This window comes from Paenibacillus sp. UNC451MF, from assembly GCF_000686845.1.
Lineage (GTDB): Bacteria > Bacillota > Bacilli > Paenibacillales > NBRC-103111 > Paenibacillus_S.
Genome location: NZ_JMLS01000008.1, coordinates 17465 through 43453 on the forward strand (window position 1 = coordinate 17465; position 25989 = coordinate 43453).

General features: G+C 46.6%; 25 protein-coding genes and 2 other annotated features. Of the genes, 21 read left to right on the forward strand and 4 right to left on the reverse strand.

Annotated features, from left to right (window positions below):
• Positions 1 to 46 precede the first annotated feature (46 nt).
• Positions 47 to 311 (forward strand) — a binding site (T-box leader).
• A 51-nt stretch (positions 312 to 362) separates the two neighbouring features.
• Both metG and BP97_RS0111140 read left to right on the forward strand, forming a co-directional pair.
• Positions 363 to 2360 (forward strand): methionine--tRNA ligase, encoded by a 1998-nt coding sequence (gene metG, locus BP97_RS0111135; RefSeq protein ID WP_028549164.1) that lies wholly within the window; start codon positions 363 to 365, stop codon positions 2358 to 2360.
• 63 nt (positions 2361 to 2423) lie between these two features.
• On the forward strand, positions 2424 to 3497 hold the full coding sequence (locus BP97_RS0111140) for a Gfo/Idh/MocA family protein (protein ID WP_028549165.1): 1074 nt from the start codon (positions 2424 to 2426) through the stop codon (positions 3495 to 3497).
• Between the two features lie 225 nt (positions 3498 to 3722).
• Here the strand turns inward: BP97_RS0111140 and BP97_RS35955 are convergent, their stop codons facing one another.
• Positions 3723 to 3917 carry a hypothetical protein gene (locus BP97_RS35955; RefSeq protein ID WP_156043197.1) on the reverse strand — a complete coding sequence of 65 codons (195 nt, stop codon included), beginning with the start codon at positions 3915 to 3917 and terminating at the stop codon, positions 3723 to 3725.
• A 495-nt stretch (positions 3918 to 4412) separates the two neighbouring features.
• Between BP97_RS35955 and BP97_RS0111150 the strand changes: the two genes are divergently transcribed.
• From BP97_RS0111150 to BP97_RS0111165, 4 genes are read left to right on the forward strand one after another with little or no spacing between them, the layout of a single operon-like run.
• The gene (locus BP97_RS0111150) at positions 4413 to 5375 is read left to right on the forward strand and encodes a metal ABC transporter substrate-binding protein (protein ID WP_036745746.1); all 963 of its coding nucleotides are present in this window, start codon (positions 4413 to 4415) and stop codon (positions 5373 to 5375) included.
• Positions 5376 to 5408: 33 nt separating this feature from the next.
• Positions 5409 to 6188, forward strand: coding sequence for a metal ABC transporter ATP-binding protein (locus BP97_RS0111155; protein WP_028549167.1), 780 nt, complete (start codon positions 5409 to 5411; stop codon positions 6186 to 6188).
• Positions 6189 to 6227: 39 nt separating this feature from the next.
• Complete coding sequence (locus tag BP97_RS0111160; RefSeq protein ID WP_028549168.1) at positions 6228 to 7031, forward strand: metal ABC transporter permease; 804 nt, start codon at positions 6228 to 6230, stop codon at positions 7029 to 7031.
• A 53-nt stretch (positions 7032 to 7084) separates the two neighbouring features.
• Positions 7085 to 7792, forward strand: a complete 708-nt coding sequence (locus tag BP97_RS0111165) for a cytochrome c biogenesis CcdA family protein (RefSeq protein ID WP_028549169.1) — start codon at positions 7085 to 7087, stop codon at positions 7790 to 7792.
• On the opposite strand, the gene splB is transcribed toward BP97_RS0111165, so the two are convergent.
• The gene (gene splB, locus BP97_RS0111170; protein WP_028549170.1) at positions 7789 to 8850 is read right to left on the reverse strand and encodes a spore photoproduct lyase; all 1062 of its coding nucleotides are present in this window, start codon (positions 8848 to 8850) and stop codon (positions 7789 to 7791) included. The two genes, BP97_RS0111165 and splB, sit on opposite strands and share 4 nt — an antisense overlap.
• A 221-nt stretch (positions 8851 to 9071) precedes the next feature.
• Here splB and mntR point away from each other — a divergent pair, with 221 nt between their 5' ends.
• The 11 genes from mntR (at position 9072) to leuS (ending at position 19178) form a co-directional block, all read left to right on the forward strand.
• On the forward strand, positions 9072 to 9494 hold the full coding sequence (gene mntR, locus BP97_RS0111175; protein WP_028549171.1) for a transcriptional regulator MntR: 423 nt from the start codon (positions 9072 to 9074) through the stop codon (positions 9492 to 9494).
• 134 nt (positions 9495 to 9628) lie between these two features.
• Positions 9629 to 10126, forward strand: coding sequence for a YqeG family HAD IIIA-type phosphatase (locus BP97_RS0111180; protein ID WP_028549172.1), 498 nt, complete (start codon positions 9629 to 9631; stop codon positions 10124 to 10126).
• Between the two features lie 13 nt (positions 10127 to 10139).
• Complete coding sequence (gene yqeH / locus BP97_RS0111185; RefSeq protein WP_028549173.1) at positions 10140 to 11261, forward strand: ribosome biogenesis GTPase YqeH; 1122 nt, start codon at positions 10140 to 10142, stop codon at positions 11259 to 11261.
• A 23-nt stretch (positions 11262 to 11284) separates the two neighbouring features.
• On the forward strand, positions 11285 to 12136 hold the full coding sequence (locus tag BP97_RS0111190; protein WP_028549174.1) for a shikimate dehydrogenase: 852 nt from the start codon (positions 11285 to 11287) through the stop codon (positions 12134 to 12136).
• A gap of 251 nt (positions 12137 to 12387) precedes the next feature.
• A complete protein-coding gene (yhbY, locus tag BP97_RS0111195; RefSeq protein ID WP_028549175.1) occupies positions 12388 to 12681 on the forward strand; it encodes a ribosome assembly RNA-binding protein YhbY in 294 nt (97 codons plus the stop codon).
• A gap of 81 nt (positions 12682 to 12762) precedes the next feature.
• Positions 12763 to 13350 carry a nicotinate-nucleotide adenylyltransferase gene (locus tag BP97_RS0111200; RefSeq protein ID WP_028549176.1) on the forward strand — a complete coding sequence of 196 codons (588 nt, stop codon included), beginning with the start codon at positions 12763 to 12765 and terminating at the stop codon, positions 13348 to 13350.
• A complete protein-coding gene (gene yqeK / locus BP97_RS0111205; RefSeq protein ID WP_028549177.1) occupies positions 13340 to 13942 on the forward strand; it encodes a bis(5'-nucleosyl)-tetraphosphatase (symmetrical) YqeK in 603 nt (200 codons plus the stop codon). The genes BP97_RS0111200 and yqeK overlap by 11 nt, the downstream gene beginning before the upstream one ends.
• 35 nt (positions 13943 to 13977) lie before the next feature.
• Positions 13978 to 14325, forward strand: a complete 348-nt coding sequence (gene rsfS, locus BP97_RS0111210) for a ribosome silencing factor (protein ID WP_028549178.1) — start codon at positions 13978 to 13980, stop codon at positions 14323 to 14325.
• Complete coding sequence (locus BP97_RS0111215; protein WP_028549179.1) at positions 14322 to 15227, forward strand: CvfB family protein; 906 nt, start codon at positions 14322 to 14324, stop codon at positions 15225 to 15227. Before rsfS ends, BP97_RS0111215 begins: the two co-directional genes overlap by 4 nt.
• A gap of 124 nt (positions 15228 to 15351) precedes the next feature.
• Positions 15352 to 16137, forward strand: coding sequence for a class I SAM-dependent DNA methyltransferase (locus BP97_RS0111220; RefSeq protein WP_028549180.1), 786 nt, complete (start codon positions 15352 to 15354; stop codon positions 16135 to 16137).
• A gap of 257 nt (positions 16138 to 16394) precedes the next feature.
• Positions 16395 to 16664: a binding site (T-box leader), on the forward strand.
• Positions 16665 to 16727: 63 nt separating this feature from the next.
• Complete coding sequence (gene leuS, locus BP97_RS0111225; RefSeq protein ID WP_028549181.1) at positions 16728 to 19178, forward strand: leucine--tRNA ligase; 2451 nt, start codon at positions 16728 to 16730, stop codon at positions 19176 to 19178.
• A gap of 62 nt (positions 19179 to 19240) precedes the next feature.
• On the opposite strand, the gene comER is transcribed toward leuS, so the two are convergent.
• Positions 19241 to 20074 (reverse strand): late competence protein ComER, encoded by an 834-nt coding sequence (gene comER, locus BP97_RS0111230; protein WP_028549182.1) that lies wholly within the window; start codon positions 20072 to 20074, stop codon positions 19241 to 19243.
• Between the two features lie 148 nt (positions 20075 to 20222).
• On the opposite strand from comER, the gene BP97_RS38785 reads away from it, so the two are divergent.
• From BP97_RS38785 to BP97_RS0111250, 4 genes are all read left to right on the forward strand, one after another.
• A complete protein-coding gene (locus tag BP97_RS38785; protein ID WP_051620514.1) occupies positions 20223 to 20855 on the forward strand; it encodes a ComEA family DNA-binding protein in 633 nt (210 codons plus the stop codon).
• An 87-nt stretch (positions 20856 to 20942) separates the two neighbouring features.
• The gene (locus BP97_RS0111240) at positions 20943 to 22235 is read left to right on the forward strand and encodes a homocysteine synthase (protein WP_028549183.1); all 1293 of its coding nucleotides are present in this window, start codon (positions 20943 to 20945) and stop codon (positions 22233 to 22235) included.
• Between the two features lie 15 nt (positions 22236 to 22250).
• Positions 22251 to 22766, forward strand: coding sequence for a deoxycytidylate deaminase (locus BP97_RS0111245; protein ID WP_028549184.1), 516 nt, complete (start codon positions 22251 to 22253; stop codon positions 22764 to 22766).
• A 65-nt stretch (positions 22767 to 22831) separates the two neighbouring features.
• Complete coding sequence (locus BP97_RS0111250; protein ID WP_028549185.1) at positions 22832 to 25405, forward strand: ComEC/Rec2 family competence protein; 2574 nt, start codon at positions 22832 to 22834, stop codon at positions 25403 to 25405.
• A 79-nt stretch (positions 25406 to 25484) separates the two neighbouring features.
• Here the strand turns inward: BP97_RS0111250 and BP97_RS35965 are convergent, their stop codons facing one another.
• A complete protein-coding gene (locus tag BP97_RS35965; RefSeq protein ID WP_231506279.1) occupies positions 25485 to 25778 on the reverse strand; it encodes a hypothetical protein in 294 nt (97 codons plus the stop codon).
• Between the last annotated feature and the right edge of the window lie 211 nt (positions 25779 to 25989).

Genomic DNA, 25989 nt, shown 5'->3' on the forward strand with positions numbered 1-25989 from the left:
TGACACAGGTCGGCTTTATCGCTATATTTGCCTTAACCCTATATTTGTATAGCCTATGAACGGATGAGTACTTTGCAGATGTCACACAGAGAGCCGGGGTAGCTGAGAGCCGGTTGACGGAAGCAAGGGAAGATGGTCCGGGAGGATATGAAAGTGAGCGTAGCGCAGAAAGAACTGCTGCAACCGTGAGCTGTCGTCGTAATTCCGGCGTTAACGGAAAGTCGCATAAAGACTACTGAGCCTTGCTACTCTTAAACGATTAGCGGGGGAAGTTGGGTGGTACCGCGTGAGCACAAGCTCTCGTCCCAAGCTGGACAGGGCTTTTTTTGTTTTTCATTGAACCTAAAAAGGAGCGATTTACGATGACAGATCAACAAAAATCGTTTTACATTACGACGCCGATTTATTATCCGAGCGACAAGCTCCACATCGGACATGCTTACACAACGGTTGCGGGTGATGCTATGTCTCGATACAAGCGGCTGCGCGGCTATGATGTGATGTACCTCACCGGTACGGACGAGCATGGGCAAAAGATTGAACGCAAAGCGCAGGAGAAGGGCGTTACTCCTCAGCAATTCGTTGACGACATCGTCGCCGGTATCAAAGAGCTTTGGAATAAGCTGGACATCTCTTATGATGATTTCATCCGTACGACAGAGCCGCGGCACAAGCTATCTGTAGAGAAAATTTTTGCCCGTTTGATCGAGCAAGATGATATTTACTTGGGAACTTATGAAGGCTGGTACTGTACACCATGCGAATCCTTCTTCCTGGAAAATAAACTGGTGGACGGCAATTGTCCTGATTGCGGACGACCCGTTGAACTGATCAAGGAAGAGAGCTATTTCTTCCGGATGAGCAAATACGCGGATCGCTTGTTGAAATATTACGAGGAAAACCCTGAATTTATTCAGCCGGAATCTCGTAAAAATGAGATGATCAACAACTTCATTAAACCAGGTCTTGAGGATTTGGCTGTGTCCCGTACAACCTTTGATTGGGGAGTTAAAGTACCAAATGATCCAAAGCATGTCATCTATGTTTGGATCGATGCGTTGTCCAACTATATTACTGCACTCGGATATGGCAGTGAGGATGATAGCAAGTACAAGAAGTACTGGCCTGCTGACGTGCATTTGGTCGGAAAAGAAATCGTCCGCTTCCATACGATCTACTGGCCTATCATGCTGATGGCGCTGGATTTACCATTACCTAAAAAGGTATTTGGCCATGGCTGGCTGCTGATGAAAGACGGCAAAATGTCTAAATCGAAAGGCAACGTAGTAGATCCTGTAACTCTGATCGACCGCTATGGTCTGGATGCCCTTCGTTACTATTTGCTTCGGGAAGTTCCTTTCGGTTCTGATGGCACCTTCACACCGGAGAGCTTCGTAGAACGGATCAACTTCGATCTGGCTAACGATTTGGGTAACCTGCTGAGCCGTACTGTCGTTATGATCGACAAGTACTTCGGCGGAACGGTACCTGAGTATATCAAGGACGCTATTGAATTCGACGGAGCACTGTTGGATACAATTCGTACTACCGTCCGCAAAGTTGAAGACTCGATGGAAAATATGGAGTTTTCCGTGGCTCTGGGAGCGATCTGGCAAATGGTCAGCCGTACGAACAAATATATTGATGAGACTCAGCCATGGGCTCTTGTAAAAGATGAAAGCAAGCGTTCGGCGCTAGGCTCCGTACTCTATTGCTTGGCTGAATCGCTGCGAATTGCTTCCGTAATGCTGCAGCCGTTCTTGACGCAAACTCCGCGTAAAATGTGGCAGCAGCTAGGAATTCAAGAAGGTCCACTGACAGCTTGGGATACGATTCACCATTTCGGAACCCTTCCAAGCGGTACGCGAGTGGAAAAGGGCGAGGTAATGTTCCCTCGACTTGAAGTGGAAAAGGAAGTTTCTTACATCGCGCAAGCTATGGGCGGAGGCGCTGAAGCAGCTCCGGCAGTAGTGAAGGCTGATGGTAAGGCGGCAAAAGCTTCTTCTGAAGAGAAAAAAGAAGCAGTCGAAGGTGTTCAGGAAATCTCAATCGACGATTTCTTCAAGGTTGAGCTTCGGGTCGCTGAAGTTATTGCGGCAGAGCCGGTAAAAGGAGCCGACAAACTGTTGAAGCTTCAGCTGGATCTTGGTACTGAGCAGCGTCAGGTTGTGTCCGGGATCGCTAAATTCTATACGCCGGAGCAAATGGTTGGACGTAAAGTGATTTGTGTAACGAACCTGAAACCAGTGAAATTACGCGGCGAATTGTCTCAAGGAATGATCCTTGCAGCGTCTCATGGAGATCAATTAACTTTAGCTACAATTTCTGATGCACTTCCTAACGGATCTGTGGTAAAATGAGGATTGTTCACGTTAACAATAATAATGAATAATCCATGACTCTTACCAGGAGGCCTAACCATTATGCAAACCAAAGACGGAATGAATTACGCGCCGCAAGGCAAACCGAATCCGGTCGTAGCTAAGGGAGAGTTTGCTTTCGCTGCAATCGCATTGGACCACGGCCATATTTATGGCATGTGCAACGGCTTGATCGAAGCGGGAGCCGATCTTGTTGCCGTGTATGATCCGGACCCTGCCAAAGTAGAAGCATTCGTCAAAAAATTTCCGCAAGCTAAAGCAGCTTCTTCCGAAGCTGAAATTTTGAACGATCCATCGATCAAGCTGATTGCCGGTGCTGCTGTACCGTCAGAGCGCTGCGCTCTAGGTCTTCGCGCGATGGATCACGGAAAAGACTACTTTACGGATAAAACGCCCTTCACTACTTTGGAACAGGTAGAGCAAGCTAGAGCCAAAGCTAAAGAAACCGGCAAAAAGTACATGGTTTATTACAGCGAGCGTCTGCACGTTGAGAGTGCTGTATTTGCAGGACAATTGATTGAGCAGGGCGCCATCGGCCGCGTAGTACAAGTAATCGGCTTTGGTCCTCATCGCTTGAATGCACCGTCCAGACCGGAATGGTTCTTCCAGCATGAAAAATATGGCGGCATCCTGTGCGATATCGGCAGCCATCAAATCGAACAGTTCCTGTTCTTCACCGGTGCGAAGGATGCACAAGTGCTTCATAGTAAAATTGCTAACTACAATAACAAGGATTATCCGGAGCTCGAAGATTTCGGCGATGCTACGCTTGTTGCCGATAACGGTGCGACCAACTACTTCCGTGTTGACTGGTTGACTCCGGACGGCTTAGGCACTTGGGGTGACGGACGTATGACGATTCTCGGTACGGAAGGATACATTGAAATCCGTAAGTACATCGACATCGCACGTGATCCGAAAGGCGACCACCTGTACCTGGTCAACAAAGAAGGCGAGAAGCACTACTCGCTGAAGGGCCAAGTCGGCTATCCATTCTTCGGACAGCTGATCCTCGATTGCATTAACCGCACGGAAAATGCAATGACACAGGAGCACGCCTTCAAGGCAGGCGAGCTGTGCATCAAAGCGCAAATGCAGGCTGTGCGCGTAGAGTAGTTCGCCGCGTTTGATGCCGCGGTGCATCAAACGAGGTATGAAACCACCATCTCACCGATTTGGGTCGGGGAGATGGTGGTTTTTTTGCTGCTTCGGGAGAAGGGCTGAGTTAGCGCTGAAAAACAGCGCTAAAGTAGCCTGCGGTGGCAGTGAGGGTCATATAACTTTGAAAAACAGCGTTAAAGTGTCGATCGGCTCGCCCACGCTATCCCTCAACGAACGGCGCTACATATGTATCGAATCTACGTGCACTTCCTGAGCCAGTTTGTAGCTTCGGATGCGCTCAGCACCTCGTCCATCCGATAACAGCATGTTCTTTTGCAAGAGATTACGCAGCAGCTTGCGCGCCTTTTCTTGTTTTATATTTAGCAGAGAACAGCCATCCGCTGGACTGAAGCTGCGATTAAGTCTCACAGCCATCCTAATAATCTCTTTTTCCTCGGAAGATAGAAGCCCTGCTTTCTCTGTGGTTCTGTAAACTTTCCATCCATCAATAATAAGATGGTTCTGTCGCATCCATTGATATGGAAAATTGAGTCCTGCTCATCTTTTGATAATGGGGACCAAAGCCATCGATCTCTGTCGCGAGCCTTAGCGGCCCCCTTACATAAGCAAAGTCCAAGAAACGGACTCCGTCGCGGAAATCAATAGATATTCTTAATCTCTCATTTTAGTTCGAAAAGATTCTCTCTTCGTAAAATACAAACATATGGCAGGTAAGTCCCTAATCATATATCCCAGTAAAAGGCTCCTTAGAGAAAACTATTTATCTTGAGAATCTAGCGCCCTACTATATTTATGAACTCCGTTAATCGTAAATATTATTAACTGTTGACATGGGCGAGAGCCGGACGTATAATCGTAATCGTCTAATAAAAAAGTTTACGATTTACATTTCAGGGGGAGCGTTTTTACATGTCGCTGCGCAATAAAACCATCATCATTCCTATTTTGCTGGTATTGATAGTTTCTGCTATTTTAACAGGCTGCGGTAAGTCGCAGGCAACGCTGATCAACGGCAAAGTGAATGTCGTAGCCAGTTTTTATCCTTTATATGATTTTACGAAAAAAATAGGCGGGGATCATGTCAACGTAATTAACCTGGTACCGACTGGCGTAGAGCCCCATGATTGGACGCCAAAAAGCCGGGATATGCAAAATTTGTCCAAGGCTCAAATGTTTGTGTACTTGGGAGCCGGTTTTGAGGGCTGGGTGAAAGATACACTCGACAGCTTGCCGAAGGATTCCAAGGTAGCTATTGTGGAAGGAAGCAAAGGAGTTCAGCTTCTGGCTTCCACTGGCGACGAACATGAGCAGCAAGGCAAGAAAGACGATCACGATCATACTAATGATGCTCACTATGATCCACATGTGTGGCTGAGCCCGGTCAATGCCAAAATCATTGCCCAAAACATTAAGGACCAGCTTGTCAAAGTCGACCCTGCTAACCAAGCCGATTACGAAGCTAACTTTAAGCAGTTGGCGGCAAATCTGGATCAGCTAAACAACAAGTACAAAGATGCGCTATCCAAAACGACGAAAAAAGAAATTGTCGTTACGCACCAGTCATTCGCTTATTTGGCGAAAGAATATGGTTTGACACAGAAAGCCATTATGGGCTTGTCTCCGGATTCAGAGCCGACATCTAAGGATTTGAAAGAAATTAATGAATTTATCCGTTCTAATAACATCAAATATATTTTCTTCGAGGAGCTGGTTTCAGACCGTCTGGCCAAAACGTTAGCTAAAGACGCCAAAGTCGAGACGATGGTGCTGAATCCCCTTGAAGGACTAACGGATGCGCAGCTGAAATCCGGAGCCGATTATATATCGTTGATGGAAGCGAATTTGAATAATTTATTAAAAGCATTACAATAGAAGTAGGAACCTGCGAAAAAGGAGCTTGCAGCTATGAAGCCAGTGAATGCAGGATGTCATCGGAGCATCGTCTCAATTGATGACGTCTTTTTTTTCTACGAAAATAAAAAAGTAATTGAAAATCTCAACTTTACCGTACTTGAGCGCGATTTTATCGGCTTGATCGGGTCTAACGGGGCAGGTAAAACGACACTGCTCAAAATGATTGTGGGATTGCTGAAGCCGTCCCAAGGGGAGATTCGGTTGTTTGGGGAGCCGATTTCAACATTCCGCGATTGGGAACGAATCGGGTACGTGCCGCAAAAAAATGCGTTCAATCCTTTGTTTCCAGCAACTGTACGTGAGGTAGTGCTGTCTGGGCTGTATGGCAAGAAAAAGATGTTTCGGCGCATGACCAAAGAGGATCACCAAAAATGCGAGGATGCGCTTTATGTCATGCGGATCGAGGATTTGGCAGATCGCCGGATCGGCCAGCTTTCTGGCGGTCAACAGCAGCGTGTGTTTTTGGCGCGTGCACTTATTAACAACCCGGAGCTGCTCATCTTGGACGAGCCTACGGTGGGCATTGATGCGGAGACTCAAGCGGGCTTCTTCAGAATGATCAGGCATATGCATCAGCATCATCACATTACGTTTATTATGGTATCTCATGACATGGATATGGTACAATCGTATATTGGAAATGAGCCTATTCAGAAGAGCGGTTCGCTCTCGTTTTATGTTAAGCACACCCATGAGCCTGAGAACTGCCAGGAAACGAATTTGACTCACTCCATCCAGCAGTTGCGGGAACAAATTGAGGTCTTATCGTAAGAACGATAGGCAAGGAAGCTGAAGCTAGGAGAGAAACAGGTGGATATTTTTTCGGAATATTTTTTTCAACGAGCCTTGTTGGGTGGCTTGCTCATTGGGCTTGCAGCTCCTATGATGGGAGTATTTCTAGTCTTAAGAAGGCTCTCCATGATCGGAGATACACTTGCGCATGTGTCGATCGCAGGGATCGCCCTCGGTTTTTTAATCAATGTGTACCCGATCGGGGTAGGTTTATTATTCGCTGTGTTGGCTTCATTTGCAATTGAAAAGCTGCGCAAAGCATACAAGACGTATGCCGAGCTCTCTATTGCCATTATTATGTCCGGCGGCGTCGCTTTGGCTACCTTATTGTTTACATTGGGAAAAGGCTTCAATATCAATGTGATGAGTTATTTTTTCGGGAGCATTTATACCTTGGACTCCATAGATTTATGGGTCGTGCTGGGGGTGACTGTGATAGTTGTGGGAGTTATTTTGGTGAATTACAAAGAGCTGTTTCTGATGTTTTTTGACGAGGATGCGGCTGGGGTTAGTGGTTTGCCGCTTCGCTTCTATAATATGATGATCACGATACTGACCGCACTGGTGATCACAGTAGCTATTAAGATCGTTGGAGCCCTTTTGGTTTCATCGCTGTTAACAATACCTGTTGCATGCAGTCTTCTTGTAGCTAAGAGCTTTCGGAATTCATTGTTTTGGTCTGTTTTGTTTTCCGAAATCGCTGTTGTCGGCGGCTTGGTTGCCGCGGGAGTGTGGGGCACAGCTCCGGGTGCGACTATCGTGTTATGCCTCATCGCGCTTTTAATTATAAGTATGTTCATTAAACGAGGCTTTCGGTTATAGCCGTCGAGTAGCAAGTTTTCTAAAGTAAAGAAAACTTTTAGAAAGGAGTCACCATGGAAGTTAACTTATGGATCGCGCTATGGGCAGGTGTAGCATCGTTTATCTCACCCTGCTGTTTACCCTTGTATCCATCCTATTTATCTTACATAACAGGGATCTCCGTTAGCCAATTAAAAGAAGGCTCTGCTTCCGGTGTCCGCAAAAGAACGGTGCTTCATACATTATGCTTTATCTTAGGCTTTTCTATTATATTTTACAGCCTAGGCTGGGGCGCTGGACTGGTATCCAACATCTTTATTGATTATAAAGATCTGCTGCGGCAGGTTGCCGCTATCTTAATTTTTGCTATGGGTTTGTTCTTGCTAGGCATTTTTCAGCCGCAGTGGCTAATGAGAGAACGGAAGATGCAGTGGAAATTTAAGCCTGCGGGATATCTGGGTTCCATATTGATCGGCATGGGATTTGCAGCGGGCTGGAGTCCTTGTATCGGACCTATTTTATCGGCTATATTGGCTTTGGCTGCAACAAACCCGGATTCATGGCTGCCTTTGATTACGGCATACTCGCTCGGATTTGCGATTCCGTTTTTCATTTTGGCTTTTTTCATCGGAAGTACCAAATGGATTCTTCGGTATTCATCAACCATTATGAAGATAGGCGGGGGCTTGATGATTGTCATGGCTGTCCTGCTGTACACAGATCAAATGACTCGAATCACCATCTGGTTGAATTCCATTACCCCCGACTACCTGAAGTTTTAGGTGAAATAGTCGATGCTTGAATTAGGGAACTTGTCGAATATTTGGTCGGTTATGAATTCACGCAGAGCCGTAGCCTGTTCATCGGGATAAACATACTTGCCTTGGCCCCAGCGGCCCCATTTATATTTACGTTTTGTTTCATCCAATTCCAGCTTGGTTTTAGGATATCGCTGCTGAATGACGGTTTTGGCAGTCTTCGTAAAACGATGTTGAATAAGTTCAAAGGTCATATCAGAGGTGGCTTCTTCAGGAAGCGCCTCTTTTAGTTTTTCCAGCAGCTCACGATATCCATCCTCCCAGCCTTCATGCCATATGATGGGGGCGATTATAAAGCCTAGAGGATATCCTGCTTTAGCCACTTTTCCAGCCGCTTGAATTCGTTCATAGAAGCTCGAAGTGGCAGGCTCGAAATTTTTGATAACGTAATCCGCATTGACGCTGAATCTGAAACGTGTGTGCTTGTTATGCTTGACGTCTAGCAGCGGCTCCACGTGGTGAAATTTTGTTACGAATCGAAGTCGGCCGAGAGGTTCTTTACCCATAAACTCGATCAGTTCTTTCAACGAACCGCTAATATGCTCCAGACCGACCGGATCCGATGTACATGCGGCTTCGAACCGGGTAATCTCAGGTGCTCTTTCCTCAATATATTGCTTGGCCGCCTTCAAAATATCATCGGTATTGACATATACCCTAATATACGGCTTAGCGCCGAGTGTAGTTTGCAAGTAACAATAATGGCAGTGGGCCATACAACCAGTAGCAATAGGTATCGCATATTCGGCCGATGGCTTGGACGTATCAAATTTTAATGTTTTACGGATTCCAACAACAAGTGTCCGCTTTGCAATTCGGTATTTCTCCAAGTCGCTATCCCCGGGCAAATTCGTGATTCGGTTATGGGATGTCGTCATATGGATAGGCAAGCCTTGTTTTTGGGCCCACTCCATAATTTTTTGACCCTTTGGGTAATTTAGCGCGTCAGGCTCAAAGTATACGAGCTCAGGGACGAATACTTCCGTCTGCCGGAGTGGAGGAGTTAAGGTTTCTAGTGTCATAAAATGTCTCCTTTTGGGTACCGTATCTGCTCCATTTTGTTGACTTAACTTGCTTCGCTCATTCGGCTGTGATATAGTAAAAGGCGCTTATAATGACCATAGTTTGAACCTGAACGCTTACGCTCACTCGTGGGAAATAACTGATCGATGGGCGCTTTTTCAATGTTCATCCAGGTTTTTACGACTTACGTATGGTTTAAGATGTACGGGAGGAAAGCAAAATGGCTACACCTAGTATGGAGGACTATCTGGAGAGGATCTACAAGCTGATCGATGAGAAGGGATATGCTCGTGTGTCCGATATCGCCGAAGGGTTGGAAGTGCATCCTTCTTCCGTTACGAAAATGATCCAAAAATTGGATAAAGACAATTATTTGGTATATGAGAAGTACCGCGGTCTTGTTCTGACTTCCAAGGGACAAAAGATGGGGAAAAGACTCGTTGACCGTCATCAACTATTAGAAGAATTTTTAACCTTGATTGGCGTTTCGGAAGATACGATTTATAAAGATGTTGAAGGCATTGAGCATCATTTGAGCTGGGATTCCATTACATGCATCGAAACGTTGATTGAATATTTCAGAAAAGATCCTTCTCGAACGGAAGAACTGATGAAGCTGAAAAAGGAAATGGACGAATCGTAAAAGCGGGCATCCGACGACTGAATCGGGTGCTTTTTTTGTTCAAGAGAACCAGGCACATTGCCTTATTTTTTTGCAACAAAAAGGCCAATTATGGTATAGTTTGCGTATATATGCTTGTTTTGAGGTGAATATTTTTGCTAAAAAAGCTTGTTCCACGGATGCAAGTAAATACCATTTACGATATTGACTTGAATGAATTATGGAAGCAAGGCAAACGCGGCATTATCACGGATCTAGACAACACGTTGGTCGGAGCGAAAGCGCCGCTGGCAACACCGGAATTGATTGACTGGCTTAAGGTGGTTGGGCAGATCGGATTTCAAGTCGTGATCGTCTCGAACAACAACAAGCCGCGTGTGAGTAGGTTCGCTGAACCGCTTTCGTTACCGTTTATTTATCGTGCCAAGAAACCGACAAGCGCCGCTTTTCAAAAAGCAATGCACCTGATGAAGCTTGGTCCCGAGGAAACGGTTGTTATTGGAGACCAGATGATGACGGATGTGCTTGGCGGTAACCGGATGGGATTGTACACGATACTGGTACTTCCGATCGAGCGACGGGACGAAGGCTTTTTTACTAAAGTGGTGAACCGCTCCTTGGAGAAAGCCGCTTTAACTTGGATGAGAAAGTAGGTACACAAACAATATGACACAAATGCAACATGCAGATGGGGCCTGTGCGGGCTGCGGAGTAAAGCTGCAAACCGAGAATGTTGATAGACTGGGCTATGTTCCTCAGCAGGCTTTGAATCGTACGCCGGTCATATGCCAGCGCTGCTTCAGAATTAAAAATTACAATGATATGTCAGGAATTACGTTGAACCAGGATGATTTCTTAAAGCTGCTGGGTCATGTAGGGAGCACGAAATCACTGGTCGTGAACATTGTCGATATTTTTGATTTCGAGGGAACCCTGATCAGCGGTCTTGCCCGTTTCGTCGGAAACAATCCGGTAGTGCTTGCCGTTAATAAAATCGATCTGCTGCCTAAAGTGACTAATTACAATAGAATTGTCAACTGGGTTCAAAGACAGGCGAAGGAATTCGGTCTGAAGGTCGTTGATGTCGTCTTGTGTTCGGCTAAGCAAAATATGGGATTCGAACGGGTTATTGAAGCGCTGGACAAGCATCGGGATGGTCGTGATATATACGTTGTCGGGGCGACGAATGTGGGTAAATCCACGTTGATTAACCGCTTAATTCGCGATTACAGCGACCTCGACGCGGAGCTTACAACTTCGCAGTATCCGGGCACCACGCTAGATTTGGTGAAAATTCCGCTTGATGACGGAACATTTATTATCGATACTCCGGGAATCGTGTATACACACCGGTTGACTGAATTGGTAAGCAAGCAGGATCTTCACAAGGTCATGCCAGAGAAGCCAATAAAACCGTTAGTATTTCAATTAAATGAGCAGCAAACGATTTTCTTCGGCGGCTTTGTTCGATTTGATTTTGTTCAAGGTCAGCGTCAATCGTTTACCTTTTATGTGTCCAACGCACTGTCCCCGCATCGAACCAAGCTGGAGCGAGCGGATGAGCTGTATGAAGAGCATAAGGGAGATCTTTTGTCTCCTCCTAACCGTGAAGCGTTGGAGCTGCTGCCTAAGCTGACCAAGCATCCTGTCAGGATTGCTAAAGGCAAGCAGTACGACGTATCAATTTCCGGACTTGGATGGGTGAAAGTGAACAGCGATACGGGAGCTGATTTAATGATTCATGCGCCTAAAGGCGTTAAGGTAGCCGTACGCGAATCGATGATCTAATGGGGAACGGGGAGAACTAAAGCATGGGGAACTATAAGCTGGACAGCCACACAATCATGTATGGGGTTTTCGGTGATCCAATCCGTCATTCCAAATCGCCGATAATGTTGAACCGCGCGTTTGAAGAAGCAGGCATTAATGCTGCCTATGCGGCATTTCATATATTACCGGGCCAATTAAAGGATGCGGTAGCCGGAATTAGAGCCTTGCAATTTCGTGGTATCAACGTTACAATTCCGCATAAAGTGGAAGTCATGGATTATATGGACGAGATTGATGAAGGGGCACGTGTTATCGGTGCAGTCAATACGATTGTTAATGATAACGGCCGCTTGACGGGGTATAACACCGACGGAATCGGTTACGTCCGATCGCTAAAGGAAGAGACGGGCATCGATCTGCGCGGTAAAAAAGTGCTTATGCTAGGAGCAGGCGGCGCCGCTCGTGGTGTAGGCTATGCGCTGGCCAAGGAAGGCGCTTCCCATATCTACATTTCCAACAGGAATCCTGAAAAGGCCGTTGATTTGGCTCGCTCGCTATCTCAGTTTACCCAAACTACCGGAATGGGTACTGATGCGATTCCAGAGGTTATCGGTGATGTCAGCCTGGTCGTTAATATTACACCGGCAGGTATGCATCCTAATGTGGATACCGTTCCTATGGATACGTCCCTTATTCATGACAAACTAGTCGTAAGCGATACGGTATATACTCCTTTGGTAACCAAGTTTCTGCGTGAATCTGAAGCCAGAGGCGCCAAGATCCATTGCGGACTCGGAATGTTCATTTATCAGGGCGCATATGCCTTTGAATATTGGACTGGTGTCCCTGCTCCTATCACTGCTATGCGCCAAGTTGTAGAAAAATCTTTTTAATAACACACACGTGTTGAACGATTGTTTTGATCTTTTCCCAGAGAAAATGTAAGATGGAGAGCTTAGCAAGTACCGTAGAAACGATAGTGTTCGCCTTTGTTTACGGATTTCATCCATGAACGATATATAATAAGAAATCCGGAAACAACAGCGATCGGAGGAACTTGCTGAAGCTTGTAATCTGATTTATTTTCTCATTTTGGTTTCAAACTATCGCCCAACACGCATCACACTAGAATTGAGGCAACCACATGTTAACAGGCAAACAAAAAAGATATTTGCGCTCCCTAGCGCATAACTTGAACCCGATTTTCCAAGTTGGAAAAGGTGGCGTCAACGATCATTTGATACGCCACATTGAAGAAGCTCTTGAGGTTCGTGAGCTTATTAAAGTGACGGTATTGAATAACTGCATGGAAGACCGCAATGAAGTAGGTCAACAGTTAGCTGACGGAGCAGGTGCAGAGCTAGTACAGGTCATCGGTAAAATCATCGTTCTTTATAAGGAATCCCGTGACAAGAAAACGATCGAGCTCCCGGTATAAGTCAAGATAGACAAGAAGCCTCACCATCGGGGCTTTCTTTTGTTCAGGTGAAAAATAACTGGAGTATAATGAGGTGGGAGCATGAAGGTTGGCATCATGGGAGGCACCTTTGATCCGATTCATATCGGCCACTTAATCGCGGCTCAATGCGCATTCGAACAATCGGAGCTGGACGAGGTATGGTTCATGCCGACCAACGTCCCGCCACATAAGCAGCAAGCTCCGGGGGCGACACCAGAGCAGCGCTGGGAGATGGTGTGCAGGGCGGTGGATGGTCATCCTTATTTTCGCCCCATCGACATAGAGCTGCAAAAAGGCGGTGTTTCATATAGCATCGATACGGTGAAGCTGTTGAAACAGCAGTATAATGGCATTCATTTTTCATATATTATCGGTGCCGATATGGTACAATATTTGCCTAAATGGTACAAATTCGACGAATTGGTTCAGTTGATCTCGTTTATTGGACTTCAGCGACCTGGGTACGAACTGGATGTTGAGCAGCTCCCGGAGCAAGTGAAGCAAGCAGTTTCAATAGCCTCTATGCCGCTTATGGAATTGTCCTCAACGTACATTCGTGAACGGGTAGCCGCAGGCAAATCGATTAGGTATATGGTTCCAGACCATGTACACGACTATATTGAGGAGAGCGGGATTTATGGATCGTAAACAGCTGATGGATTCGGTTAAAGCTCAAATGCCAGCCAAACGGTGGGAGCATACGCTTGGCGTGATGGAATCGGCCGTCATGTTGGCACGTCAATACGGATGTGATCCCGAGAAGGCTTACTTGGCCGCGATTCTTCACGATGTGTGCAAATACTGGCCAGTCAAGGATCAGGAAAGCATTATAAGGGAAAACGGCTTGCCTGCTGATTTGCTGGATTATGATAAAGAGCTGTGGCATTCCTTTGCTGGAGCCTTTGTCGCTCAAAGAGATTACGGCGTTGAAGATGAAGAGGTGCTGGATGCCATTCGCTATCATACCTCTGGCAGAGCAGACATGACGCTGTTGGAAAAAGTAGTCTGTCTGGCGGATTATATCGAACCAGGGCGTGATTTCCCGGGAGTGAATAATATCCGTGAAATCGCCGAACATAGTGTAGAGAAGGCATTAGTTGCCGGGTTTGACGGAACGATACGGTTTTTATTGGAGAAGGGGAAGAAGGTTTACCCTTTAACTATGCATTCACGTAATAGTCTCATTGATGAGATCAAAAGGCAGGAGCAAACTGCCTTAAACATGGATAATGTACAATAGGATGATAATTGGTTAAATATAGAGGAGGAAAATGAATGAGTATAACCCCGGATAAATTGATGGCCCTTGTAGTAGATGCGGCTGATGATAAGAAAGCGATGAATGTAGTTACGTTGGATCTGCAGGGAATCTCCCTGATCGCCGACTATTTCGTGATTTGCCACGGGAATTCGGAGACGCAAGTGCAGGCCATTGCTACAGAGATTCGTAAGCGGGCTGAAGAGAAGGGCGCACGAGTACGCGGTATGGAAGGAATGGATACGGCACGTTGGGTTCTTGTAGACTTAGGCGATGTCGTTATTCATGTATTCCACCGCGACGACCGGGAGTATTACAATATCGAGAGACTCTGGTCTGACGCGAAAGTGGTTGAGAGGGTATGAGGCTTGAAGCCGGAATCCGTATGAACCTGGAGGTGGCGAGAGAAGTCTCGCCCAATGGCTACTTTCTCACAGATGGCGATCAAGATGTTCTGCTTCATTATAGTGAAGTGATTGGTGAGATTGAGGTAGGCGACCGGGTGGACGTATTTTTGTTCTACGACACAGAGGATCGTTTGGCCGCTACGATGCGTGAACCATTAATTCAGCTAGGTGAGGTGGCCTTGCTGGAAGTGGTCGATATTCATAGACGCTTCGGCTGCTTTCTGGAAATGGGGCTCGGACGTAACCTGCTGCTTCCATTTCGTGAATTGCCCGAGCTTCCTGAGCTTCGGCCGCAAATAGGAGATAAAGTATTCGTCTCGCTTGCACATGACCGTCAGGGACGTTTGGTGGCCAAGCTTGCAGGTGAATTGGACCTGCTGCCGTTGTGCTTTGATGCTCCGGTAACTTGGAAAAACAAATGGGTTAAGGGTAGGGTCTACAAGACACTGCAAATGGGAACATTCGTAGTTTGTGATGGCGGTGTAGTAGGCTTTGGCGTTATTGGCATGGTTCATGCTTCCGAACGGACAAGGCTGCTCCGGCTCGGTGAAGAAATCGACGTTCGAATCAGCTTTATCCGGGAAGATGGTAAAGTTAATTTGACGATGCGGGCTCCTAAAGAAATTGGACGCGATGAGGATGCGGAGAAGCTGCTGCAGTTTTTACGTGAAAGACCTAACGGTTCGATGCCTTATTCGGATGAAACGCCGGCAGATGTTATTTTACAACGTTTCAAAATAAGCAAATCTGCCTTTAAACGTGCCGTCGGCAAGCTGATGAAAGAAGGCATTGTTTACCAAGAAGGAAGCTGGACTCATTTAAAGGAAGAACATAAAGAGCAGAGTGCAGAGCAGAATTAGCCTCCTCGGCTTATACCGGCAGCAGACTAGTCAACCCGTTGCGATTCAATAGGAATCTCCACCGATGGCAGGCTGCAGAAATGCCGGTTTTTTTGTTGTTACTTAATTATTGGAGGTGAACTTCATGGCGTACGAGCTGTTCGCGTATCACTACGATCGGTTGATGGAAGAAATGCCCTATGCAGAATGGCTTGATTTCTTGAGTCAATGCTGGGATAAATACGGTCAACCAAGAACGATCGCCGATTTGGGCTGCGGTACCGGAAATATCGCGATTCCTTTAGCACAACAGGGATATGAAGTATACGGAATCGATTTGTCAGAGGATATGCTGGCTGTTGCTCAACAAAAAGCTTATGAAGCCGAGCGCGCTCACGCTTTTCCAGGTAAGGGGTCCATTACATGGCTGCAGCAGGACTTACGAGATTGGAGCTTGCTTCAGCCGGTAGATGCAGTCATCTCACTTTGCGATTGCATGAACTATCTTCTAGAAGAGGAAGAGGTAGTGGAAGCTTTAGGACAAGCACATGCCGCTCTAAAAGACGGAGGTGTGTTCGTATTCGATGTCCATACTCCACATCAGCTGGAAACGTATGCAGAAGAGCAGCCGTTTTTCTTGAACGAGGATGATATAGCATACATCTGGACTAGCGAGCTGGATACTAGCCGCTGTGAGATTGAGCATGCATTAACCATTTTTGTGCGTGAGAATGGGCGGGACCAGGACTATGATGCGCCAGAACGGTTTCAAAGGGTAGATGAAGTTCATGTACAGCGCGCTTATCCGTTGGCATGGTTAAAACAGCAGGCATTGGCTGCTGGCTTTAGTGAAGTGGACTGTTATGCTGATTTCATGTGGAAATCGGTTACAGATACGACGCAGCGAGCTTTTTTTGTCGCACGAAAGTAAAGCAATGATTCCATTATTGAAGGAAAAAGTGAATAACGCTTAGAATAATTCCCCATAATGGAAGGGAAAGAGCGATACCGTTAACGAGTCCGGACATAGGGATCACCTTCTTGCTAGATTTGGAGATGCTTATGAAATCTAGTTTTCCCAGCTTTGGTGATGTATAATCACAGCATATTCGAAGGATTCGACGGTTGTGTAGGGGATGTACACTTGACACAGCTGCCGTTTTTTACATATAATCGCTTTATATGCTGTTAACGGCTGGGATAAGAAGTAGTAACTCCACATCCTATTTGCAGAGAATCGGCGGTTGGTGAGAGCCGGTATTGGGAATGAGTGAACTCGTCTTGGAGCCAGAAGGTGATGTTTTAGCTTACTTGGGAAAGGATCCACATATCCATTCTGAAGGCGGCTGGACTTAGCCCGATCGTCGCCCCCGCGTTAAGGGGAAGAGTGAACACTAGGCAAAGAATGCCTGTGTTAACTAGGGTGGTACCACGGGAATCATGCCTCTCGTCCCTAGCGTTGCGCTAGCGATGAGGGGCTTTTATATTTAGAAGTTGAACTTTCGAAGGGGGCACAATCGAATGACACAGGAAGTAAAAGAACAGCAGGGCTATAACCCGCTGGTCATCGAGCCGAAATGGCAAACGTATTGGGAAAACAATAAAACGTTCAAAGTGTTGAACGACGATAGCTTGCCTAAATTTTACGCATTGGATATGTTTCCATATCCATCCGGTGCAGGTCTTCACGTAGGCCATCCGGAGGGCTATACGGCTACGGATATCGTATCCCGATATAAGCGGATGCGCGGATATAATGTACTCCACCCGATGGGATGGGATGCATTTGGTCTGCCTGCTGAGCAGCACGCATTGGATACGGGAGAGCATCCACGGGATATTACGATCAAAAACATTAATAATTTTCGCCGTCAAATTAAATCCTTGGGCTTCTCTTATGATTGGGACCGAGAAATCAGCACGACAGACCCGGATTATTATAAATGGACGCAATGGATCTTTATCCAGTTGTACAATAAAGGTCTTGCTTATGTTGATGAAGTTCCTGTCAACTGGTGTCCGGCACTGGGTACAGTATTGGCAAACGAAGAAGTCATTGATGGTTTGAGCGAGCGCGGCAACCATCCGGTTATCCGCAAGCCTATGCGTCAATGGGTGTTGAAAATTACTGAGTACGCAGAACGGTTATTGGAAGATCTGGAGGAGCTGGATTGGTCCGAGTCGATCAAGGATATGCAGCGCAACTGGATCGGAAAATCGAAGGGTGCGGAAGTAGTTTTTGCGATCGAAGGCCAAGCGGATGCAAGCCTGAAAGTATTCACCACCCGTCCTGATACCTTGTTCGGTGCAACTTACTGTGTTATGGCTCCTGAGCATGAGCTGGTGGAGACAATCACTACTGCTGAACAAGCGAATGCAGTTAAGGAATACCAGGATAAAGCAGCGCGCAAGAGTGATTTGGAGCGCACCGATTTGGCGAAAGACAAAACCGGGGTGTTCACAGGCGCGTATGCGATTAATCCGGTTAATGGCAAGAAAACTCCAATCTGGATTGCCGATTACGTACTTGCGGGTTACGGTACCGGAGCTATCATGGCTGTGCCTGGCCACGATCAGCGCGACTGGGAATTTGCCAAGCAATTTGATCTGCCGATCATCGAAGTCGTTCAAGGCGGCGATGTGACGAAGGAAGCTTATGCAGGCGATGGAGAGCATGTGAACTCCGAGCAGTTGAACGGATTGAACAACGAGCAGGCGATCGCTTCTATGATCGAATGGCTTGAGGCTAACGGCAAAGGGCAAGGCAAAGTGACCTACCGTCTGCGCGATTGGTTGTTCAGCCGTCAGCGTTATTGGGGTGAGCCGATTCCTATCCTTCACCTGGAAGATGGCACAATGAAAACCGTTCCTGTAGATCAATTGCCTCTGTTGCTGCCGGATGTGGATCAAATCGCACCGTCAGGCACTGGCGAATCCCCGCTGGCTAATGTAACAGAGTGGGTAGAAACAGTGGATCCAGAAACGGGTATGAAAGCACGCCGCGAGACGAACACGATGCCTCAATGGGCGGGAAGCTGCTGGTACTACCTGCGCTTTATCGATCCGAAGAATGACAAAGAATTGTGCTCTCAAGACCTTCAGCAAAAATGGCTGCCGGTCGATCTGTATATCGGTGGAGCTGAGCATGCGGTGCTTCACTTGCTGTATGCGCGTTTCTGGCATAAAGTATTGTACGATCTGGGCGTCGTATCGACGAAAGAGCCATTCTATAAATTGGTTAACCAAGGCATGATCTTGGGTGAAAATAACGAGAAAATGAGTAAATCCCGCGGTAACGTCATTAACCCTGACGTTATTGTCAATGAATTCGGAGCGGATACGCTGCGGATGTACGAAATGTTCATGGGGCCATTGGAGGCAACCAAGCCGTGGAATGTGAACGGGGTAGAAGGAACCTACCGTTTCTTGAACCGGATCTGGCGTTTGTTTATCGGAGAAAACGGTCAGCTTAACTCGAAGATCAATGCCGATGAAACATTGGGAAGTGATACGTTCAAACGGACATGGCATCGTACCATCAAGAAAATTACGGAAGATTTGGACGCGCTTCGCTTTAATACGGCGATTAGCCAGCTGATGATTTTCGTCAACGAGGCTTATAAAACCGAGACCTTGCCTAAGCAAGCTATGGAGCAGTTCGTTCAACTGCTGTCTCCGATTGCTCCGCATTTGGCTGAAGAGCTGTGGGAAAAGCTGGGTCATACTGATACGGTAACTTACGCTGTATGGCCTACGTATGACGAAGCATGGACAGTTGATAACGAAGTTGAGATTGTCGTTCAGGTAAACGGTAAGATCGTCGACCGTACTTTGGTTTCCAAGGATGCCAACGAAGCCGAGCTTCAAGAGCTGGCTTTGGGCATGAGCAAGGTGCAAGAAGCGATGAGCGGCAAATCCGTTCGCAAAGTCATTGCAGTAAAAGGCAAGCTGGTCAACATTGTTGTAGGTTAAACAAATAACCGCTCTGCTGCGGCAGGCGGTTCATATTGGGAAAAGCGTGAAAGCATCACGTTCTAATCGTCCTTCGATTCATGAAACAGGGCTTCCACCTTTTCCAAATCTTCTTCATATTTAGAATGAGTTGTACGGATGAGGCTATTGAACATCCCGTGCAGCTCTTTTTCCATTATACGGAGTCCTTCTGCGGTAATGCCTCCAGGAACAGATACTCTTTTTTGCAGAGATGCAGGAGTGAAACCGCCCGTTGTAAGCAGCTTGCCGGTACCAAGAGTCATTTCGCTTGCCAATTGGGTCGCTTCTTCTTCTGAAATGCCGGTTTCCTCAACGGAGGCTTGAATGAATCTTTGAATAAAGTAGGCGAGGAACGCGGGCCCGCAGCTTGATAGATCGGAAGAGATGCGGGTATGATTTTCTGAGACGCGTATGGGTGCGCTAATATGGGACAGCAGATTTTCCAGCAGATCTTTGTCTTCGACCTCTAACCGGTTGCCGAAAATACATAAGGTGGCACCGCTAAACACGTAGTTAGTAATACTCGGTATAATTTTGGCCACTTTGCAGCGAAGCTGCTCCTCCAATAGGCGAATTTGAACAGGACTAGTAATCGAAACCAGCAATTTATCCGGTTCCGCCTCATCCTTGATTTCTGTAATGACGACCTTATAGTCAGCAGGTTTTACACATAAAAAAACAAGCGAACAATTCCTAACGACTTCTATATTCGAACGGGCTACCTGGAGACCCGGATATGCTGCAGCCAGCTGCTCCACTTTGCTAAGGGTCCGGTTTGTTGCCACTATTTGATCCGGATTCAACGCCCCGGACTGTATAAAAGCTTCTACCAGTATGCTGCCCATGCTGCCTGTGCCTATGAATCCTACTTTCATGACCATCCCCCCTGAAAAGTGCAGCCTTCTTAATCCTTATGCATCATAGTTTATATATATGATGGTTGAGGTTGTTGTGACAATAAGTAATTTTGAGTAAAGCTATAATGTTTGTATCTAATTAGGAAGTGAAGGAGGAGACGAAAGATTGGCTTTGTCATTTGTGAACAAAAAGAAATCAGGGACAGTTCTTCTTGTTGTGATGTTGACGGTCGCGTTGGGAGGCTGGTTCGGTTATACGGCATGGAAGGAAGCCATTCGCGAATCGACCGAATGGCGCTTGGCCAATGACGATATGCAGCGTTTGCTTACTGAGCAAGCGGAGCAGAAGGCAGGCCAGAAAGGGACATCTGGACGGGGCGACGCGAATAATTCACAAGCAGCTCCAAAAAATAGTTCGGGCAGTGCGGCGACTAAGGAGGCGAGTGCTAAGTCCCAAGAATCCGAAGCCAAAGAGCAAGCCGTCACCAGTGCTCCTGCCGATAAAGAGGCTAGTTCAAACGGTCTACAGCCTAGTGCGGATGCCGCGACAGAGCCTGTATCTTCGGCCTCAAATAGCCTTTCCACCTCATCTCAAGATAGCAAGCTGAATATAAACAAAGCTACGGAGAAGGAGCTTGACGCGCTTCCAGGCATTGGAGAGAGCAAGGCCAAGGCTATAGTGGCTTATCGTGAAAAACTGGGAGGCCGATTTAAATCAGTAGATCAGCTGCTTGATGTTAAAGGAATTGGGGATAAGCTATTAGCCAAAATGAAGCCTTATATTACGGTAGAACCATAGTCCTAGAATCGCCCTTTTGTTTTCTTACAATATATGAGAAAATAGTAGAGAGACTTCATACATATTTTATTAGGGAGGATTTTACGAATGTCTAATGAACGTAAGCTTGGTTTGGAAACGTTGGCAGTACATGCTGGTCAGGAGATCGACCCGTCAACCTTGTCCCGCGCAGTGCCTTTGTATCAAACAACATCCTATGGGTTCCGCGATACGGATCATGCGGCTAACTTGTTTGCCTTAAAGGAATTCGGCAACATCTATACTCGCCTTATGAATCCGACGACGGATGTTTTTGAGAAAAGAATTGCGGCGTTGGAAGGAGCTCCTGCTGCGCTTGCTACGGCTTCCGGACAAGCTGCGATCACCTATTCGATTTTGAATATCGCAGGTTCTGGAGATGAGATCGTCTCCGCAGCGAGCTTGTATGGCGGCACTTACAATTTGTTCTCTACAACATTAGCTAAGCTTGGCATTAACGTCAAATTCGTTGACCCTTCCGATCCAGAAAACTTCCGCAGCGCGATCACGCCGAAGACAAAAGCGTTGTATGCGGAGACTGTTGGTAACCCGAAGGGAGACGTCCTCGATATTGAAGCTGTAGCGGCAATCGCACACGAGAACGGTATTCCGCTTATTGTGGATAATACCTTCCCTAGCCCATACTTGCTGCGTCCGATCGAACATGGCGCGGACATTGTCGTACATTCCGCTACGAAGTTTATTGGTGGTCATGGTACTTCCATCGGCGGCGTTATCGTAGACGGAGGTAAGTTCGACTGGAAAGCTAGCGGCAAGTTCTCAGGCTTGACTGAGCCGGATCCAAGCTATCATGGTGTGGTTTACACGGATGCGGTAGGCCCGATTGCTTATATTATTAAAGCACGCGTGCAACTATTGAGAGATATGGGAGCGGCGATCTCTCCGTTCAACTCCTTCCAGCTTCTGCAGGGCTTGGAGACGCTGCATTTGCGTATGGAGCGCCACAGCTCGAATGCCTTGAAGGTAGCTCAATTCCTGGAGCAAAACGAAGCGGTTGAGTGGGTCAGTTATGCAGGGCTGCCAAGCCATCCTTCTTATGAGCTGGCGCAAAAGTATATGCCTAAAGGGCAAGGCGCTATCATGACCTTTGGAATTAAAGGCGGTATTGATGCTGGTCGTAAGGTCATCAACAATATCAAGCTGTTCTCCCATTTGGCTAACGTTGGCGATTCCAAATCGTTGATTATTCACCCGGCAAGTACGACGCATCAGCAATTGTCGGAGCAAGAGCAGATTGCTGCGGGTGTGACTCCTGGGATGATTCGTTTGTCCATCGGAACGGAATCCATCGAAGATATTATTTATGACTTGGATCAAGCGATTCAAGCAAGTCAGAACTAAACGGAGCTAAAAAACATGACGACGACTCGCAAAGATTGGGATACTTACTTCTTGGATATGGCGTACATGGCATCAACACGATCCCAATGCAGCCGCAGGCATGTTGGAGCGGTACTTGTGCAAGGGAAGAAACTGCTAGGTGCCGCATATAACGGAGCTCCTATGGGAGTTCCGGACTGCTCTGAGGCCGGATGCATGCTGGTTGAAGAGTATGAAATGGTAGAGCAAGGCGGCACGGAGCAGGTTGTCAAAAAGCAGCGTTGTATCCGCACGATTCATGCCGAACAGAACTTACTTTTATTTACAGACCCGAAAGATAGGGAGCGTTCTGTGGTTTACGTAACTGATCAGCCGTGTTGGACCTGCGCGAATATGCTGGCTAATAGCGGTATTAGTGAAATTGTATACCATCGCTCCTATCCGAAGGACAGTGATAAGGTAAAGGCATTGATGGTACAAAAAGGTATTACGCTACGCCATTTGGAAACCTATGAGCCTCCGTCAGGCACAATGACCGAAGTACAGCATTAATGAGGAAGAACCTCTTTCGTTTATCGAAGGAGGTTCTTTTTTTTGTATTTTAAAGGAGGAGCGAAGTGAATCGGCCTATTGTTCTCTTTACATTGCTTTGGACTTTCGGCTATATATTGGCTTATACAGCAGAATTATCTTGGCTATCTCTCTACACCAGTCTCGCTGGGGGTATTGCTGTAATATGGTTATGGATGCTTCGACAACCGTGGTCCCAAGCAGTATGCTTGCTTCTTATCATATTTATAGCTGCTGGATACTATGAAGATTATGATCGCCACAATCAAAGCGGGATTGTTGAAGGCACTTCCGAGGCAGCAAATTTTAGCCTGAATGGGGTCATCGTAAACCAGGTTGAGGTTGATGGTGATAAGGCTGCTTTTATTATTCGATCCAATGATTACGATGGGGAACGCTTCGCGGTTTCCGTTAGATTGTTATCCAAACAAGAGCAGCAAGAAGCCATGAGCTGGCAGCGTGGTGACCAAGTGAAGCTGGAGGGTTCTCTTCAGGTACCAGGTGAATCACGTAACTTTGGGGGCTTTGACTATCGCCATTATTTGCGATTCCAGCATATCCATTGGCAAATCACTGTAAAAGGCATCTCTAGCGTTTACAGAGCAGCCCCAGATTCATGGACTTTTGGACATGTGCTTCGATGGAACGATTCGTTTCGCTCGATGCTGGGTGAGGGTGTTGAACGCTTGTTTCCAAAGGAGCAGGCAGGTTTCATGAAAGGAATGCTGATCGGATTGACGGACGATATTGATCCACAGCAGTTCCAGCAATTTTCTCAGCTAGGTCTTACACATATTATTGCGATATCAGGTTTAAATGTTGCTGTATTTTTAGCATGCTTGCTATGGATCATGCGCAGGTTGGGATTCACTCGCGAGACGTATTTGATTACGGCGATGCTGATGATGCCCGTCTACATCGCAGTGACAGGAGCCTCTCCTTCCATTATCAGAGCGGGCTTGATGGCTATGCTCGGTTTGTATGCCGCTTACCGCCATACTCTAAAGGATGGGCTTCATACGGTCCTGATCGTCGGATGTGTAATGCTGCTGTGGGAGCCTTATTATTTGCTGGATGTTAGCTTCCAGCTTTCCTTCCTAGTCACGATTGGTTTAATTCTTGGAGTTCCCTCTGCGAACAAGCTTATGCCAATTCGCTCAAAATCCTGGAGAGATGCGCTATCTATTACGATCGTCGCTCAGTGTATTTCTTTCCCGGTATCGATTTACTATTTCAATCAGTTCTCACTGCTTTCTTTAGCGGCCAACTTTGCATTGGTACCGGTATTCAGCATGTTTACCATGCCTGCCGGTACAGCTGCACTATTAATAAGCTTCGCCTCGAATCCGGTTGGGCAAGCTTTGGCATGGCTTGTTGCCAAAGTGAACGATTGGATCTTTGCGCTCGTATCGGCAGTAAGCAAATGGCATTTGTTTCAAACGATCTGGCCGACCCCTGGTCTTGTATGGATCATCGGTTATTATGCGGCATGGAGCCTTCTTATTTATGGCTTGCTTAACAGAAAAGGCAAGGGAGAAGCTCTTCAGGGTGATGAGCTTAACGGTCCCATGCTTAACGGATTATCTACCAAGAAAAAATTTACAGGCTTTAAGGTGCAAGTGCCTGTGAAAGCCATGCTTCTTCCCGTGTCTTCTGTCAGTCTCATAGCTATGCTGCTGTTCGCCTACCAGCCGGCACTGTGGAGCCAGGAGGGGCAGGTATTCTTTATGGATGTTGGACAAGGTGACAGCATGTTAATTCGTTCTCCACAGAGTCGCAGCATCATATTAGTCGATGGGGGAGGTACGGTTACTTTTCGCAAGTCGGGTGAAGAATGGAAGCAGCGATCTGATCCTTATGAAGTAGGGCGCAAGCTCCTCGTACCTTTGTTGAAAAAGCGAGGGGTACAGCAAATTGATTATTTAATCGTTACTCATCAGGATGCTGACCATATTGGGGGACTGCAATCGGTGCTGGAGCAAATTCCTGTCAAGCAGCTCATATTCAATGGAACGGCGAAACCGACAGCGGGGGCGGAGGAGTTGTTTCAAACAGCATTAAATTATGGGGTCAAGCTGGTAAAAGCTTATGCTGGTGACGTATTGCAGGTCGATCAAGACACACTCCTTCGGTTCCTCTATCCATTGCCTGCGAAGCAAGGTGAGACAGGTATCCGTCTTGAGAAGGAACAAAATGCGGAGTCGGTTGTCTTTTTGATGGAGATGCAAGGAACCAGGTGGCTGTTTACGGGGGATATGGAACAAGCCTCTGAAGCAGCTGTACTCCGTATGATCAACGGGGCTCCTGCAACGGATGTTTCTTCTGATGTTTTGATTAGAGGACAGCAGCCCCTGCCTTCAGGACAAATTGATGTTCTAAAGGTCGCTCATCATGGCAGTAAAACGTCCACCACGGCCGCTTGGCTGGATGCATGGCAGCCGAAATATGCAGTGATATCCGTTGGCCAGCACAATGTGTACGGACACCCCCATCCAACGGTAGTTGGCAGGCTTGAAGAGAGGAACGTCCATATTTTACGTACGGACAACCAGGGGGAGATACAAATGATTATCCGGGATGGAACAATCCGAATGCGCACCAGGTTTGCTGAAACGCGTTAATGAAGTTTTACTTATTCATTTTGTCGTATTGATTCTGTCATAAAAAACAAAGAAATGGCAAGATATTAAACCGTGAGGATTAGCCTCCACGTGTATATTTTATTTTTTTGATGAGATGCTTGTCTTTATCATCTCCTTGATCGTCCCGTTCTTCTTTTTCCTGTTTTTCCTCATGAATTTCAATAGGGGTCTGTCCAGTAATGCTATCGAAGGGAGTATAATCGTTGTTTGGAATGCCTTTCCGGAAATGATTTTGACGCTTATGATTCCCAGTAAAACTAGAATAGGTACGATGAGCGACAAGGTAGCATACAGAGCAAAGTCCATAGAGATTAGTCCTTTCGATAGAAAATAGGAATGCTTTAGATTCCATTATAGGCTTCCGATGCAATTACATATACTACGAATAGAGTTCAGGTTTGTTTCGATTTTTCTTCCCATAAAGCTGCTCCAATATATGGGGGACGTGATAAAAGAGAAACGATTGCTTGAATATTTCTGTCGGTTCCCTTATAGTGTTAGATTGTGTGAGTCTTTAACGAGACTTCATGGGTGGGTGAGGGAATTTATAAAGAAGGAAAAGA